The 15608-nt window shown below is 58.6% G+C and carries 12 protein-coding genes; 5 read left to right on the forward strand and 7 right to left on the reverse strand.

Annotation, left to right across the window (positions count from 1 at the left end; all coding sequences use genetic code 11):
• Positions 1 to 31: 31 nt before the first annotated feature.
• The 4 genes from JZX88_RS13975 to JZX88_RS13990 all read right to left on the reverse strand — a co-directional run bounded on the left by JZX88_RS13975 (position 32) and on the right by JZX88_RS13990 (position 4887).
• Positions 32 to 1135 (reverse strand): hypothetical protein, encoded by a 1104-nt coding sequence (locus JZX88_RS13975; protein ID WP_206913931.1) that lies wholly within the window; start codon positions 1133 to 1135, stop codon positions 32 to 34.
• A 326-nt stretch (positions 1136 to 1461) separates the two neighbouring features.
• Positions 1462 to 3048 (reverse strand): ABC transporter substrate-binding protein, encoded by a 1587-nt coding sequence (locus tag JZX88_RS13980; protein ID WP_065116909.1) that lies wholly within the window; start codon positions 3046 to 3048, stop codon positions 1462 to 1464.
• Between the two features lie 77 nt (positions 3049 to 3125).
• Positions 3126 to 4106, reverse strand: a complete 981-nt coding sequence (locus JZX88_RS13985) for a mannonate dehydratase (protein ID WP_065116910.1) — start codon at positions 4104 to 4106, stop codon at positions 3126 to 3128.
• 67 nt (positions 4107 to 4173) lie between these two features.
• Positions 4174 to 4887, reverse strand: a complete 714-nt coding sequence (locus tag JZX88_RS13990) for a FadR/GntR family transcriptional regulator (protein WP_077767880.1) — start codon at positions 4885 to 4887, stop codon at positions 4174 to 4176.
• A gap of 206 nt (positions 4888 to 5093) precedes the next feature.
• Here JZX88_RS13990 and JZX88_RS13995 point away from each other — a divergent pair, with 206 nt between their 5' ends.
• Genes JZX88_RS13995 through JZX88_RS14010 form a run of 4 tightly spaced genes read left to right on the forward strand, consistent with a single transcriptional unit; the run spans position 5094 to position 8584 of the window.
• Entirely contained in the window at positions 5094 to 6122 is a 1029-nt protein-coding gene (locus JZX88_RS13995) for an ABC transporter permease (RefSeq protein ID WP_065116911.1), read from the forward strand.
• Positions 6119 to 7018 (forward strand): ABC transporter permease, encoded by a 900-nt coding sequence (locus tag JZX88_RS14000; protein ID WP_065116912.1) that lies wholly within the window; start codon positions 6119 to 6121, stop codon positions 7016 to 7018. Before JZX88_RS13995 ends, JZX88_RS14000 begins: the two co-directional genes overlap by 4 nt.
• Positions 7005 to 7850: an ABC transporter ATP-binding protein gene (locus JZX88_RS14005; RefSeq protein WP_142857822.1), complete on the forward strand. Its 846-nt coding sequence runs from the start codon at positions 7005 to 7007 to the stop codon at positions 7848 to 7850. Before JZX88_RS14000 ends, JZX88_RS14005 begins: the two co-directional genes overlap by 14 nt.
• Positions 7847 to 8584 (forward strand): ABC transporter ATP-binding protein, encoded by a 738-nt coding sequence (locus tag JZX88_RS14010; RefSeq protein WP_065116914.1) that lies wholly within the window; start codon positions 7847 to 7849, stop codon positions 8582 to 8584. Before JZX88_RS14005 ends, JZX88_RS14010 begins: the two co-directional genes overlap by 4 nt.
• 292 nt (positions 8585 to 8876) lie before the next feature.
• Here the strand turns inward: JZX88_RS14010 and JZX88_RS14015 are convergent, their stop codons facing one another.
• A complete protein-coding gene (locus JZX88_RS14015; RefSeq protein WP_206913932.1) occupies positions 8877 to 9731 on the reverse strand; it encodes a glycosyl transferase in 855 nt (284 codons plus the stop codon).
• Between the two features lie 303 nt (positions 9732 to 10034).
• Positions 10035 to 10772, reverse strand: a complete 738-nt coding sequence (locus tag JZX88_RS14020) for a prolyl oligopeptidase family serine peptidase (protein ID WP_206913933.1) — start codon at positions 10770 to 10772, stop codon at positions 10035 to 10037.
• Positions 10773 to 11161: 389 nt separating this feature from the next.
• On the opposite strand from JZX88_RS14020, the gene JZX88_RS14025 reads away from it, so the two are divergent.
• On the forward strand, positions 11162 to 13228 hold the full coding sequence (locus tag JZX88_RS14025) for an ATP-dependent helicase (RefSeq protein WP_206913934.1): 2067 nt from the start codon (positions 11162 to 11164) through the stop codon (positions 13226 to 13228).
• 47 nt (positions 13229 to 13275) lie between these two features.
• Here JZX88_RS14025 and JZX88_RS14030 read toward each other — a convergent pair whose 3' ends face one another.
• Positions 13276 to 15447: a TonB-dependent siderophore receptor gene (locus JZX88_RS14030; RefSeq protein ID WP_206913935.1), complete on the reverse strand. Its 2172-nt coding sequence runs from the start codon at positions 15445 to 15447 to the stop codon at positions 13276 to 13278.
• Between the last annotated feature and the right edge of the window lie 161 nt (positions 15448 to 15608).

The following is a 15608-nucleotide window of genomic DNA, read 5'->3' on the forward strand; positions in this document are numbered from 1 at the left end:
CGGCCTTGACCGGGGTTTATAGGGCAGGCCCTTATTTCCAGCTTCGATAGTCGGCAGCGGTGCATCCGAAGGGCGCCGGGCCATCGGAGAAACGCTCCTGCAGACGGGCGCATCCCCACTCGTTGAGCGCTGCCGGCAGCATGTTGTTGATGTCCATTCCCGGCGAGTTGAATTGCGACGGAGCGCTTGTGACATACCATAGCCAGTAACCGAAGACGGCGACGACTATGAGAACCACGATTGCGGCGAAAGTTCCCAGTCTGCGCAGGAGGCCTGGCCCCTTCCTTGTCGCCGCGTCCACGCTGGAGGCGCCTTCCTGTGCCTGATCCGCAACCATTGGTGCAATCGATGCGAGAGCCTGCGCCCTTTCCTGCTCCGACAGGTCAATCCGCTGCAGCTGGTCGTCGAGCAGGACGGGCAGCGCGGTTTTACCGTGCCAGACCGCCAGCGCGACATCGTGTTTTCCGGTGTGGCCAACGACGACGGGAATGCGGCCCCTTTCCAGATGAGTGAAGGACTGCCGCTTGGTCTTGCCCTCCCTCACCGTATCGGCATAGGTCACGAAAAGGCGGCTGCGCTTTTCAGCCACCGCCGTCAGCGCAACCGGAATAACGGTCAAAGGTGCGGGCTGCCGCAGCTGCAGACGAACCCTGACGACCCGGATAAGCGCAAACAGCATCGCAAGACTGCCGAAACCAAGCAGGGCAACGAATACACCGAGCGTGATGATACGGTTCCAGAGCATGTCGAGGCCGAGGGAGATCGTCGCGAGTTCCGGGTTCCTGGCGGAAATCACCAGTCCGGTTTCGTAGTCACCGGAATGGAAGTCGACGAACATCACCTCGACATCCTTCTTGTAGCTCACGCCGGCATGTTCATAGGAAAGATCCGCCTCGCAAGTCGTGAAGATCGCCTTGCGCGTCTTGCAGCTGCCGGTGATATCGCCGCTTTCGATCTCCAGCGGATCCTTGCTGATCTGATAATCGCGCAATATGCCCGGACCTTCGGCCACGAGCATGACGGCCAGGATCGCCACAAGCACCGGAATGGAGAAATAATAGGCCGCCGGCACCGAAATGACGCCACGTTTGAGGCTGAGCGGCCGCGACGGAAGTTTTATCTGTGCAAGGTTCATGATCGCCAACGCATCTTTCGGGATGTTGGTGAGCGGAGTCTGCGACTCTCGCCCAGCGGAAAGGATAGTCAGCGGACGGTCTAATCCGATGAAGTCCTTGAGAAAACCCCTGAAATCTTGGGATGACGACGATAATCGCCTGCTGCGAAAGGGTTTGTGGACCCGGAAAATGCCGGAGGAATAACAAGGCGGATATCGCCAGGGTTGTCGACACGCAAAAATCGCATGAAAAACAAAGACCTACCCTAAGGTGTCGGGATATGGCCGCCAATAAAAACGGGCGGTAAAACCGCCCGTCACAGGTTTTCAGAGGCTGTGGTTTGCCATTAGTCCTTCGTGACCTTTTCCAGCCGGGTCGTCTGGCTGGGGTGACCCACATAGTCCTTCACGCGCGCATTCAGCACGATCGGCTCGAATCTCTCGAACATCGGCAACACCGCCGGCTTCTGGGCGACGAACATTTCCTGCATCTGGGTGTAGATTTCTCCGCGCTTCCTGGCATCCGGCTCCAGCGAAGCCTTTGCCGTCAGGGCGGTCAGTTCCGGAATGTCCCAGGCCGAGCGCCAGACGAAATTGCCGGCATTGTTGGCGGCCAGCGAGTTGTCGGGGTTGCTGGAGAACTGCTCCATCGAGCCCAGCACATTCGGCATATAGGCGCCGGTCTGCGGAATGAGCAGATCGAAATCACGCGCGCGGTGGGCGGCAATCACGTCCGAACCGTTACCCTGCTGGATATTGACCTTGATGCCGATCTGGCTGAGCGACGCCTGGATCGCGGTGGCGAGATCGATGCGCGGCGTCTGCGCAATCGTCTTCAGATTGAGCGTAAAGCCGTTCTCATAACCGGCTTCCTTCAGGAGAGCCTTCGCCTTGGGCACATCAAGCTTCCAGTCCGGGCTCGGAATGGCGTATTCGAAGTTTTCCGGCACCGGCACCGTACGCGCCCGGCCGTAAGGACCCATGATGGTCTTTTCCATGCCCTTGTAGTCGATGCCATAGGCAATCGCCTCGCGGACCTTGGGGTTGGACAAAGGCTCCTTGCCGGCATTCATGGACAGGACGTAGAAGCCACCCGTCGGCACGCGCTGGATCTGGAAACCTTCCTTGTTGTTGAAGGTCGCAAGGTCGGCCGCCGTCAGCGCGCTGGCGATGTCGATGTCGCCACGCTCCAGCATCAGGCGCTCCACCTGGCTTTCCGGCACATGCCGCACGATGACGCGACGCATCTTCGGACTGCCGGCCACGTAATCCTTGTTTGCCTCAAGAATGATGATCTCATTGGGTGACCAGCGATTGAGCGTAAAGGGACCGGAACCGGCGGAATTGGTTCTCAGCCAGCCATTGCCCCAGTCGTCATTGGTTTCATGTGACTTCAGCTCCTTGCTGTCGACGACGCTGGCAATGACCATGGCCAGACGATAAAGCAGCAGCTCGGACGTCGTTTCACCGGAAAGCTCGATGCGCACCGTTTTTTCATCCGGCGCGCTCACCAGCTTGTCGACATTGTCGGCATTATAGCCAACGCGCTTGAGGTTGGCTGCAGCCGCCTGGTTCATCTTCAACAGCCGGCCGAGCGAATAGACGACATCTGCCGAGGTTACCGGATTGCCCGAGGCGAAATTGGCCTCGCGCAGATGGAAGGTGATGCCCTTGTCATCTATCTCCCAGCGCTCGGCAAGCTGCGGTGAAACCTTGCCCGAACCATCGACCGAAATCAGGCGGTCATAGAGGTTGGACATGATTTCGTTGGCTTTTCCTTCGGTGGCCTGATGCGGGTCAAGCGACAGCACCTGGGCCAGCGAGGTTCCGATAACGAGCTGGTCGTTGGGTGTCTTGGCCAGGGCCGGCGCGGCCTGCACCAGCATGGCCCCAAGGGCCGTGGTGAATGCGAGACGGATCAATGATTTTCTCATACCTGCTCCTCCTACAGATCGGTAATTCATGTTTGGGAAAAAGCCGCGACGCAGCGGGGCGTCGCGGGCCGGAATGGTCAAAGATGTTTGTTATCAAGCGCTTCGATCAAGGCGGCGATATAGCCGTAGCAGAAGGCGAAAGCCACGCCGACGGCATCGCGCCCGGCAATCGTCGGCACATGGTCGGGCATGATCATGTAGCGATAGCCGAGTTCGTGATAAAGCTTCAGCGACCGCACCATGTCCATGTCGCCCTCATCGGGGAAAGTCTCCATGAAGGAGAGTTTGCCGCCGCTGATATTGCGGAAATGGACGTTGAAGATCTTGTCGCGGCTGCCGAACCAGCGGATGATGTCATCGATCTCCTCGCGCGGATTGTCGAGCATCTCACCGATCGAGCCCTGGCAGAAATTCAGGCCGTGATAGGGGTTTTCGCGCATCTGCACGAATTTCTTCAATCCCTCGACAGTGCCGAGCACACGCGTGACACCCTTGTAACCCGGCGGGGTGTAGGGATCATGAGGGTGGCAGGCGAGACGCACCTTGTTGCTTGCTGCAACCGGCACGACGCGTTCGAGGAAATAGTCGATGCGCTCCCAGTTCTCGTCTTCGGACAGAACGCCGGCGAGACCCGGAGCGGCGTCATGATCGGCCTTGTCCCAGCGCCATGCCTCATTGAGCGAGCCACCGCGTCCCCGTTCCATCTCGGTGCGTGGAATGCCGATGAGGTTGAGATTGTATTTCGCCGCGGGAATACCGGCCCGGGCGATATTTTCGATCATCGTGCAGACGGCATCAATCTGCCGGTCACGCTCAGGGCCTGCAAGCAGGATATCGGGATACGACGCCTGTTCGATGGGGCGGGACGGCAGCGGCAGCTGCACCATGTCGAGGACAAGGCCAAAGCTCTCGACCTTGTCGCGGTGGCGCTCGAAGTCCTCAAAAGTCCAGCTCTCGGGCTTTCCGGGTGGATCAGCATTGATATTCTTGACGCCGAGCTGCGCCCAAACCTTAAAATCCTCGTCATCGCGCGCAGCAACCTGGGTGCCGACATACATCGATTCTCTCCTCTCTCCATGCAAGTCATCATATGACATCGCATGAAATAAGATGAGTGTCGAGATGCTATTGCGCTTCTGAAAGCAACCTGTATCGACGCTGGCTGGCAAGCATATGTTCGCGCATGGCTTTTCGCGCCGCATCGGGATCCTGCTCGACGATGGCGCGCAGGATTGCCTCGTGCTCGGCCTGCACTTTGCGAAGATAATTCGCGTCACCGGTTTCCGGCAGCGTCGGGAACTGCCCGCGCGGTATCGAGCGCGAACCGAACTGGCGCAGAGCCTCCAGATAAAAGCGGTTATTCGTGGCGATCGCAATGGCCGTATGAAACTCGTAATCGGCATCGACGGTGGTCTCACCCGCATCGATGGCGCGGGCCATTTTCCGGTGCGCCGCAGAGATTGCAGCCTCCTGCTGGGCTGTGCGGCGATAGGCGGCGATTGCCGCCGCCTCCCCTTCCGTCGCAAGCCGGAACTCCAGCATCTCTAGCGTTTCCGCAATGGTGCCGACTTCGGATTGCGTCAGTTTTACGCCGGCCCATTCGCTGGTATTGCTGACGAAAACCCCCTTGCCCTGGATGGGAACGACATAGCCGGCGGAACGCAAATCCGCGATCGCCTCACGAACCACGGTACGGCTCACGCCGTAGCTGCGTTCAAGCTCCGGTTCGGTGGGAAGTTGATCACCGTTTTTCAGTTTTCCACTGCGAATTTCTGCGCTGAGATTATCGATGATCTGTTGCGCCCGTCTCTCCCGCGGCCTCGCCCTGTCGCCCATCATGCCACTCTTCCCTCTTGCAGAATACGAATCCCTTCGCTACTCATATGATGACATGGCAGCACGTCATATGTTTTCATGTTAGCTCAGGGAGGAGTTGGGATGAAGTACCATCAAGAGTTTTTGCAATGGAGAATTGCGCGTCTTCGGCGAGCGGCTTGCAAAGGCACCTCCATTGACGGCCTTCTTAGAGGGAAGTGCGACCAGCAATGACGGAAATCTCTTTGCGCGGGCTTGGACATCGTTTTCTGCAACTGATCGTCAGCCTCTTCATCCTGCTCTGCATCACCTTCATCATCGGCCGGGTAATGCCGACCGATCCGGTCGGAGCGATCGTCGGCGAACTTGCCGATCCCAAGGCCTATGAGGCCATGAGGGCGCGGCTCGGTCTCGATCTGCCGCTCTACCAGCAGTTCTTCATCTATCTGCGCGGCCTGCTGCATGGCGATTTCGGCATCGCAATCCTGACCGGAAATCCGGTGACCCGGGATCTGGCGCAGGCATTTCCGGCCACATTCGAACTCGCAACGCTTGCGATCATCATCTCCACCATCGTCGGCGTGCCGCTCGGCCTTGCCGCCGCGCTCTTCCGCGACACCTTCATCGACAAGTTCGCACGCGTTTTTGCACTGGTGGGGCATTCGATACCTGTCTTCTGGTTCGGCATCGTCGGCCTTGTGATTTTTTACGCCAGTTTCAATCTCGTCGGAGGACCCGGCCGTGTCGATGTTTTCTACGAGGGGCTCGTAGAGCCGAAGACAGGATTGATGCTGGTCGACAGCCTTCTTGCGGGCGAGACCGAAATCTTCTGGAACGCGCTCTCGCACATCATCCTGCCGGCCATCATCCTTGCCTATATGGCCATGGCCTATATCACCCGCATGACACGCGCCTTCACCCTTGAACAGCTCAGCCAGGACTACGTGATCGCCGCGCGCGCGAAGGGTGTCAGCCCGGCGCGCACGATAACCCGGCATGTATTGCCCAACATCGCCGTGCAGCTCATCACCGTTCTGGCCATCTCCTATGGCAACCTGCTGGAAGGCGCCGTGGTCACCGAGATCGTGTTTTCCTGGCCGGGTATCGGCCAATATATGACGAACGCGCTGCTTATCGGCGACATGAATGCCATCCTTGCCGCCACCATCGTCATCGGCTTCATCTTCATGCTGCTCAATTTCCTCGCCGATCTGGCCTATACCACGCTCGATCCTCGCACACGGGAGGTCGCACGATGACCGATATCACGCATGACAATGCCGCTCGCGGCCGCAGCGCCCTGTCGCGCATATCGACCACCACGGCACGGACACTGCGAAAGCTCGGCGACGAACCGCTTGGAATGTTCGGATTTGCCATTCTCGCCATCCTGGTTCTGGTGGCTATTTTCGCGCCTCTCATCGCCCCCTTCGACCCCGCCCAACAGGCTCTCGAAAACGCGCTTCAGCCTCCCAGCTGGGCTCATCTGGCCGGCACGGACGAATTCGGCCGGGATATTTTCAGCCGGCTGGTTTATGGCACCCGCATCACTATCCAGACGGTGCTGTCGGTCTCTGTCATTGTCGGTCCCATCGGCCTTGCCATTGGCGTCATGGCCGGTTTCTTCGGCGGGCGAACCGATGCCATCCTGATGCGTGCGACCGATATCGTCCTGTCCTTTCCCTCGCTCGTGCTGGCATTGGCCTTCGCGGCCGCCATGGGTGCCGGTCTCGGCACGGCAATCATCGCCATCTCATTGACGGCCTGGCCGCCCATTGCGCGTCTTGCCCGCGCGGAGGCCCTTGTCGTGCGTAATACCGATTACGTTGCCGCCGCGCGCCTTTACGGGGCATCGCCGTTGCGCATCCTGTTCCTGTATATCGCGCCAATGTGCATTCCCTCGGTTATCGTCCGGCTGACGCTGAACATGGCCGGCATCATCCTGACCGCCGCGTCGCTCGGCTTCCTTGGTCTCGGGGCGCAGCCGCCATTGCCGGAATGGGGAGCGATGATCTCCAGCGGCCGCAAATTCATGCTCGATTACTGGTGGGTCGCCGTCATGCCCGGCATCGCCATCCTGCTGACGAGCCTTGCCTTCAACATCGCCGGCGATACGCTGCGCGACCTCCTGGATCCGCGCCATGCCCGCTCCTGACAGTTCCCCCATTCTTTCGGTTCGCGACCTCAATGTCCGCTTCGGCCGCAACACCATTCCGGCTGTCTCCAACGTGAATTTCGACGTCGGCCGGGAAAGGGTCGGCATCGTCGGTGAATCCGGCTCCGGAAAATCCACCACCGGCCGGGCTGCCATGCGGCTCCTGCCGAAAAGCGCCACGGTGACGGCGGAGCGGATGGATTTCCTGTCCGAACCGTTGCTCGACAAATCCGAACGGCAGATGGGCGCGATCCGCGGCAGCGAGATGGCGCTGATCATGCAGGACCCGCGTTATTCGCTGAATCCGGTGCTGCCGATCGGAAAACAGGTGGCGGAGGCGGCCGAACTGCATCTGGCACTGACCGGCAAGGCGGCCAGAGGCGCCGCACGCGACATGTTGCTGCGCGTCCGCATCAATGATCCCGACCGCGTGATGGGGCTCTATCCTCACCAGATTTCAGGCGGCATGGGACAGCGTGTGATGATTGCGATGATGCTGCTCGCAAAGCCGAAGCTCGTTATCGCCGACGAACCGACATCCGCGCTCGACGTCAGCGTCCGCAAGGATGTCCTGCTGCTGCTGGACGAAATGGTGCGGGAAAACAACTCCGGTCTGATCCTCATCAGCCATGATATCCGCATGGTCGCGGCCTTCTGCGAGCGCGTGCTGGTCATGTATGGCGGGCGCGTCGTGGAAACGCTGACGAAGCTCGAGGATGCGCAACACCCCTATACGCGCGGCCTGATCGCGGCGATGCCCGATCCCCGCAATCCGGTGCGGCGTCTCAAGGTGCTGGATCGTCAGGCAATCGATGCGGAGGTGATGCGATGATCACGGTAGACAAGCTCGACGTCGTCTACGGCGCAAAGGAAAACCGCAATCACGTCGTGCGCGGCGTCAGCCTGCGGGTCAATAAAGGCGAGACGCTCGGCATTGTCGGCGAGAGCGGTTGTGGCAAGTCGACCTTGCTGCGGTCTCTGGCAGGGCTGGAGGCCGGTTGGACCGGCTCGATCAGCTTTGACGGCAAACCGGTCGGCAAGGTGCGCAACCGCGAGGAACTGAAGCTGGCGCAAATGGTGTTTCAGGACCCTTACGGCTCCCTGCATCCGCGCCACCGCATCGGCCGGGCGCTTGCCGAACCGATCCGCGCCATGGGACTTGGCGACGGCTGGTCGAAAGTCGCCTCTGCCCTGCAACAGGTCGGCTTGCCGGCACATTTCGCCGAGCGCTTCCCGCATGAACTGTCCGGCGGCCAGCGCCAGCGCGTGGCAATCGCCCGCGCCCTGATCCTCGAGCCGCCGATCCTGCTGCTCGACGAGCCGACATCGGCGCTCGACGTCTCGATTCAGGCGGAAATCCTGAACCTGCTTGCGGACCAGCGTGACGAACGCAACCTGACCTTCGTTCTCGTCAGCCACGACCTCGCGGTGATCGCCCATATGTGTGATCGTGTGCTGGTCATGCAAAACGGCGATTTTGTCGATGAGCTGACCAAGGCCGATCTTGAGGCGGGCATTACCCATGCGGCCTATTCAGGCGAACTGTTCGAAAGCAGCTTTCTTTGAAACCGCTGTCGAGAGGAGTAGAATGACCTGAGTGAGAGGAGATCACCCACAACCAGATGTCTTGAACAGGTCCGCTTTCTATTCAAGCTCATATCCTGACGAACAACATTATTGCATTGGGCTTGCCAATACAAATCCTTGAGTTGTGAGAAAGCGCGCACCATCGAAGCGCATATATTACTGTATGGACTAGCACCCCGAGCCAAACTCATTTCGTCAAGGCGTGGTCTTCAGCACCTGCCCACAATTCAGAAATTACCCGGTAATCTTGCGCGGGTCGGGCGAAATCTCTCTATTCGCGCCAGTGATCCTCAACCCATTCTACCGGGCGCATAAAATGACGTAGAAATTGAAAGGGACGCTTTCTACGAAAGCCATAATCGATAAATGCTTTCAGATGCTGTCTCAGCGTAGTGCCCTGGCGACCCGCCCATCCGCCACGGATAGCATCTTCAGGCAGGATTTCTCCGGGAAAAATGACAATCCTTGCACCCGTTGGGAGTCTGGCAGGAATAAAGAAGTTTAGCGGAAAGGGAAGCAAACACTGAAAACGAAAATGACGAATCCACTTTCTTGGGAAAAACTTGATTCCGCCCGGGGCTTCACGCGTGACAAATCGCTGTTCATATCCATATTTCTCAGCCAAACCAACAGGATCGGCGGCGAACTTTGTCTGGATGGGAACAAGCTTTCCGACCGGAAAACGATAAACGGAGGTCTGCCCCAGACGTTCGAACGGCTTTGCGGCATTTCGGGCCAATATCACGTCCTCGGGACTACCGAATGCGAAGAATCCGTCCAATGAACCGGTTACAACCAGATCCAGATCCAAAAAAAGCACTACCCCCGATAGCGATCCCAACTTTGGCCCCCAAAGGCGTGACTTGGGCCATATACCGCGTCTTGTTTGCGGAATTTCATAGTCGATAACGGGAAGGTCTTCACACAGGACTTCGGAACGAATTCCTTCGCGATTGTCTGTAAAACAGGTAAATGTAAATGGTGGCGTTATATTTCTCGCCACCATGGCATAAAGCCGATTGACATAGGGCGCACCATATTTCGTACCCCAATTTATGCAAATTATCTGCTTAATCACGTAGCGGTCCAGAAAACGAATTTGCCAGAATATTACAACGACGGGCATAAGAGCGTTGCTTTGGTCTTAGACACGATTTCCCTCGAGGTCAATTGTGCTGAAAGCCCTCGTTAATTTCGACGTTGCCGAGTTTCTAAGATGCTCCAGATTTTCTGAGGCAGCTTCGTTAAACCAAGCGCAGCCGATCTCCGTTTTCATCCGAAAACAGATGAATGTAGTCCGGCGCCGATACGCCTTGTGAGAAATGCTACGGGGTGGAGACCACAGGGTTCTGACAAAAAAATCTGCCCCGCGGCGCCAGCGCTGGGTGGAACCGGCTATAGCAGCCGTAAAATAGCGGTCAGCCCGAGTTCACGGACCTGAAGGTGCTTTCTCGCCGGCCAGCTTCTGTTCAAGCAGCCATGCCCACATGGCCTCGTCCTTCAGCACTTTCACCTCGACAGCTTCGTGATCCGTATCCTCGAACACCGTAAGCCGTACATTGCGTTTCAGTTCCTGAAGGCGCTGCACAAGGGCCACCGTGTCGGAAAGTGGTATCACCGCATCATTGGTGCCATGAAAGGCCCAGAAAGCCGTCTTCTCATTGGTGCGGTTGAGGTAATGCCGGATGCCGCCGCCGGCGATCGGCACGACGGCCGCGAAGGTGTCCGGAAATTGCTCGGCCATGGACCACGCGCCAAACCCGCCCCGGCTGTAGCCGATCAGGTAGATGCGGCTGCGGTCCACCCGATGATCAGCCACCACGGACTGCAGAGCGGCCGCGACGCGCTCGATCGGATAAAGCAGTTCCTCGCTCGGGTTTTGCGGCGAAAACACCAGAAAAGGAAAATCACGCCCCTCTTCGACCATTTTCGGCAGGCCGCTCCTTCGCAGCTTTTCAATGTCACTGCCGCCCTGATCACCCCCATGCAGCCAGACGACGAGGGGATAGGTTTTATCCGAACCGGAATAGTCCTTTGGCGTATAGAGCAGGTAATTGATATCCGAGGCGATTGTGACATCGGATTTCATGGCCTTCTGTTCAGCCGCCGCAAATGTCGAACTGACTAGAGCGGCAGCGGCGATCAGGCAGAATTTCAGATGTTTCATGGTGTGGTCCTCCCGACAGACAGGCCTCCTCCTGAGGCATGGTGATTGAACTCGTGGCCGCCGGGTTGGTTCAGGGATTTTCGAAGCGATATGAAAAACACGGCGGCAGCGAGAACGAATGTTTATATATTTCAACTAAATATGAGATTTTCCTATCGAAAATCCTGTTATCGCGACAAAATCGCATCCACCCTGCCCACCGGCTGCCGGGCGGACGTTTCGGCTTCAAGGGCTGGAACAACACGTTCAGCCTTTGTTCTGGGTTGCTGTTTGAGTCTTTGCTAATCATTGCGACAACAGGGCAAACATGGCGAGCGGCAGCACAGCCGGCCGGCACTTTGCCCCAAGACCTTCGTCGGACGGACAACCACATATCAGGGATTGCAGGCATGGCGGTTGCCTATCTGGAAAAGTTGAATGAACAGCAGCGCAAGGCGGTGGAGCACGGCGTCGGGCTGGCGGAAGGACAGACGGCCGGCCCGTTATTGATCATTGCCGGCGCCGGTTCCGGCAAGACCAATACGCTTGCCCATCGCGTCGCGCATCTGATCGTGAATGGCGCCGATCCCCGCCGCATCCTGCTGATGACGTTTTCAAGACGCGCCGCCTCTGAGATGTCGCGGCGTGTCGAGCGGATCTGCAAATATGTCATCGGCGGCAATTCGGGAGCGTTGACCGATGCGCTTTCCTGGTCTGGTACATTTCACGGCATCGGCGCGCGCCTTTTGCGCATCTATGCCGAACAGATCGGCCTCAATATCGATTTCACCATCCACGACCGCGAGGACAGCGCCGACCTGATGAACCTTGCCCGGCACGAACTCGGCTTTTCCAAGACCGAAAGCCGTTTTCCGACGAAGGGGACGTGCCTCGCGATCTATTCGCGCGCGGTGAATTCCCAGACGCCGCTGAAGGAAATCCTGCGCCAGCATTATCCATGGGTCGCCAGCTGGGAGAGTGAACTGAAAGAGCTGTTCGCAGCCTATGTCGAGGCCAAGCAGGTCCAGAACGTGCTCGATTACGACGATCTCCTGCTCTACTGGGCGCAGATGGTGAGCGACCCCGTTCTGGCGGACGATATCGGCAACCGCTTCGACCATGTGATGGTCGACGAATATCAGGACACCAACCGGCTGCAGGCTTCGGTGCTGATGGCGCTCAAGCCCGGTGGCCGCGGTCTGACCGTAGTGGGTGACGATGCGCAGTCGATCTATTCGTTCCGCGCGGCGACAGTGCGAAACATCCTCGATTTTCCCGCTTCTTTCAGCCCGGCAGCCGATATCATCACGCTGGACCGCAACTATCGCTCGACGCAGCCGATCCTGGCGGCCGCCAATGGCGTCATCGATCTGGCGCGTGAACGGTTTACCAAGAACCTCTGGACCGAGCGGCAGTCGCTCGAGCGCCCAAAACTCGTGACGGTGAAGGACGAAACCGAGCAGGCGAATTTCATCATCGACCAGATCCTTGCCAATCGCGAGACGGGCATGACACTGAAACAGCAGGCCGTGCTGTTCCGCACCTCCAGCCACAGCGGCCCGCTTGAGGTGGAACTGACCCGCCGCAACATTCCCTTCGTCAAATTCGGCGGCCTGAAATTCCTCGACAGCGCCCATGTGAAGGACATGCTGGCCGTGCTGCGCTTCGCGCAGAACCCGCGTGACCGCGTCGCCGGTTTCCGGCTGCTGCAGATGTTGCCGGGCATAGGACCGAAGAAGGCCGGCAATATTCTCGATGCGATCGCGACAGACCCTGAGCCGCTGCTTGCCCTTGCCGAAATTCCGCCGCCACCGAAGACCGGCGACGACTGGACGGCTTTCACGCAATTGCTGATGGGGCTGCGGCAGGGGCAAAAAGGCTGGCCGGGCGAGATCGGGCAGGCACGGCTGTGGTATGAGCCCCATCTTGAGCGTCTCCACGAGGATGCCGATACCCGCAAGGCGGATTTGCTGCAACTCGAACAGATCGCCAGCGGCTACGCCTCACGCGAACGTTTTCTGACCGAACTGACGCTCGATCCGCCCGACGCCACCAGCGACCAGGCCGGCGTGCCGCTTCTCGACGAGGATTATCTCAGCCTGTCGACCATTCATTCGGCAAAGGGCCAGGAATGGCGAGCCGTCTTCATCCTGAACGTGGTGGATGGCTGCATCCCCTCCGATCTCGGGGTCGGCACCACACAGGAGCTGGAGGAAGAGCGCCGGCTGCTTTATGTCGCCATGACGCGCGCCAGGGACAGCCTGTCGCTGATCACGCCGCAACGCTTCTTCACCGGCGGACAGAGCCAGCAGGGCGACCGGCATGTCTACGCCGCAAGAACCCGCTTCATACCGGCAACCCTGCTGCAGTTTTTCGAAGCCACCACCTGGCCAGTCATCTCAGCCGCCGCCTCAGAACGCAGCGCACAGCAGATCCGCATCGATGTGGGTGCGCGGATGCGGGCGATGTGGAAATAAAAGCGGGGTATTCACCCCGCTCTTGGCAAGGAATGTCTGCCCTGCTGTCAGAACTTCACGCTGGCCGTCAGGCTGATGTTGAAGGGTTCGCCCACAGCATTGGCATAGCTGGTGGAGCCGATAGACGAGGTATAATAGGTCTTGTCGAAGATGTTCTTCAGATTGAGCTGCAGTGTCACCGGCTTTTCCAGCTGCAGCGTATAGGTGGCGAAGGCGTCGAAGACCGCGTAACCCGGCAGATAATAGGAATTGTTGTTGATGCCGGGACGCTCACCCACCGCCCGGATGCCACCGCCGATACGCAGCGTATTGCCGCTGGGTCCGATTTCGCCGGCATCATAGGCAAGGAAAAGCGAACCGGTGTGGCGGGCCACATTCGGCAGGCGCTTGCCCGCATAGGTGGGATCCTCAAGTACGAGCGCATCCGTATAGGCGTAGCTTGCGATCAGATCGAGATCGTCTGTCAGGCTGCCGGCAATATCAACCTCCACGCCGCGCGAGCGGACGAGGCCGGCGGCCTTCACCGTCGAGACACCGCCGACATCTTCCGAGTAGGCGACATTGCGCTTGCGGGCGTTGAACAGCGCGATATTGGCGTTCAGTCCGGCAAAAAGATCGAACTTGGCGCCAACCTCGTAAGAAATCCCCTCTTCCGGATCGAGCCCGCCATAATAGGCCCCGATCGAAGATTGCGGACGGAAGGTCTTGGCCACATTCGCGTAAAGCGAGGCATCCGGCGTCAGCTTGTAGACAAGGCCGGCATTGGGGATGAGTTCGCCACCATTCTTCTCGGTATTGACGACGAAGGGACGGCCCTTGCCGGCGTAGATGTCGTAATACTGGTAACGCAAGCCGCCGACAGCAATCCACTGATCGCTAAGATGCAGGGCGTCCTGCATATAGATCGAGGCGGTGGAGAGTTCTTCCGTCTGGTCGCTATCGACTGCCCTGACCGTGGTGCAGGCCGGCAGCTGGCCATAAACGGGATTGTTGATGTTGAAATTGGTGGAATTCGCGCATCGAAGCATGTCTGTGCGCAGGGTATCGCTGTAATCATAGGACGCGCCGAACAGCAGGTCGTTGCGTAGCCCGCCGATTTCGGCCTCACCCGTCAGATCCGCACGCACCGCATGATTATAGATGGTGGAATATTGCGTTGCATCGGCCCGTCGCGTCACCTGCCCCGTGCTGGAATTATAACCCATCACGCGCGCCTGATTGTCGGAATATTCGTTGCGGCTATAGGCGTAATTGAGCGAAAGTTTCCAATCATCGGACAATTGCCGGTCTATGGCGATGCTCGCGAGATCGGATTTGCCGTCGGTGATATTGTAGGCCTCATCCAGCCTGAGCCGTCGGCTGACATTGATGGCACTGCCGGTCGCGGGATCGAAGATCGTACCGCGATCGAAGGGCACGCTGTAGTCCTCGTGCATGTAGGACACGGTGACATCGGTGTCCTCGCCGCTCCATTTCAGCGAGGGAGCAATCAGCCAGTTCTTCTTTTCTCCGAAATTGCGCCAGTAATCGCTGTTTTCTCCCTGGCCGATCAGGCGATAGGAAAAATCGGTTCCGGCAATCGGGCCGGTAACGTCAAAACCGCCTGATGTGCCATATTTGCCCGCGCCATAGGCGGAAAAGCGCGAATAGGCCTCTGCCGTAAACGTGTCTTCCGGCTTCTTCGTCACGACATTCACCATGCCGCCGGGATCGAGAATGCCATAGAGCGTCGAAGCCGGCCCCTTCAGCACTTCCACCCTTTCGGCCGTATCCTTGAAGGAATGCGGCAGTGCCGTCTTCAGCCCGTTGACGAGGATGGAACCGTCGCGATTATCGCCGAAACCACGGCGGATGACGGCATCCTGCGTGCCGCCCAAGGTATTCGACTGGGTGACGCCGCTGACATTGGCCAGCGCATCATCCAGCGAACGCGCCTGCTGGTCGCGCAGTACCTCGCTCGTCACCACATTGACCGATTGCGGAATATCGAGGATCGGCGTTTCGGTGCGCGTCGCCGTGCCCGTCGTCACCGGCTGATAGCCGCGCGCGCCTTTCTTGACATCGGCATTGACGGTTATGGTTTCGAGTACGGTCGTCCTGTCGGCATCTTTCTTCGGCGTTCCGTTCTCCTGCGCAAAGGCAGGCAGAGCGACCCCGGCCAGAAGAAATGCCAGCAGCGCCCGCGAGCCCACCCGAATGATCATCGAACCGTCATGCATCCTGTTTGTCCCCGACTGTCCCAAATCGTCATCGCGACGATGCACCGCTCTTTCAATTGATGAATGTAGTAGTCAACTTTTATTTCCGCAGAAAGCAGGCAAATGCCACGGTTCGAAGGCGGATATTCAGGTATCGACGCTTGCAATCTGGTGCGCCGCCG

The organism is Agrobacterium sp. OT33 (genome assembly GCF_017313365.1).
Lineage (GTDB): Bacteria > Pseudomonadota > Alphaproteobacteria > Rhizobiales > Rhizobiaceae > Agrobacterium > Agrobacterium rhizogenes_A.

Coding starts and splice junctions, on each gene's coding strand:
- JZX88_RS13975 (WP_206913931.1), bottom strand. CDS start 1,135: ATGAACCTTGCACAGATAAAACTTCCGTCGCGGCCGCTCAGCCTCAAA.
- JZX88_RS13980 (WP_065116909.1), bottom strand. CDS start 3,048: ATGAGAAAATCATTGATCCGTCTCGCATTCACCACGGCCCTTGGGGCC.
- JZX88_RS13985 (WP_065116910.1), bottom strand. CDS start 4,106: ATGTATGTCGGCACCCAGGTTGCTGCGCGCGATGACGAGGATTTTAAG.
- JZX88_RS13990 (WP_077767880.1), bottom strand. CDS start 4,887: ATGATGGGCGACAGGGCGAGGCCGCGGGAGAGACGGGCGCAACAGATC.
- JZX88_RS13995 (WP_065116911.1), top strand. CDS start 5,094: ATGACGGAAATCTCTTTGCGCGGGCTTGGACATCGTTTTCTGCAACTG.
- JZX88_RS14000 (WP_065116912.1), top strand. CDS start 6,119: ATGACCGATATCACGCATGACAATGCCGCTCGCGGCCGCAGCGCCCTG.
- JZX88_RS14005 (WP_142857822.1), top strand. CDS start 7,005: ATGCCCGCTCCTGACAGTTCCCCCATTCTTTCGGTTCGCGACCTCAAT.
- JZX88_RS14010 (WP_065116914.1), top strand. CDS start 7,847: ATGATCACGGTAGACAAGCTCGACGTCGTCTACGGCGCAAAGGAAAAC.
- JZX88_RS14015 (WP_206913932.1), bottom strand. CDS start 9,731: ATGCCCGTCGTTGTAATATTCTGGCAAATTCGTTTTCTGGACCGCTAC.
- JZX88_RS14020 (WP_206913933.1), bottom strand. CDS start 10,772: ATGAAACATCTGAAATTCTGCCTGATCGCCGCTGCCGCTCTAGTCAGT.
- JZX88_RS14025 (WP_206913934.1), top strand. CDS start 11,162: ATGGCGGTTGCCTATCTGGAAAAGTTGAATGAACAGCAGCGCAAGGCG.
- JZX88_RS14030 (WP_206913935.1), bottom strand. CDS start 15,447: ATGCATGACGGTTCGATGATCATTCGGGTGGGCTCGCGGGCGCTGCTG.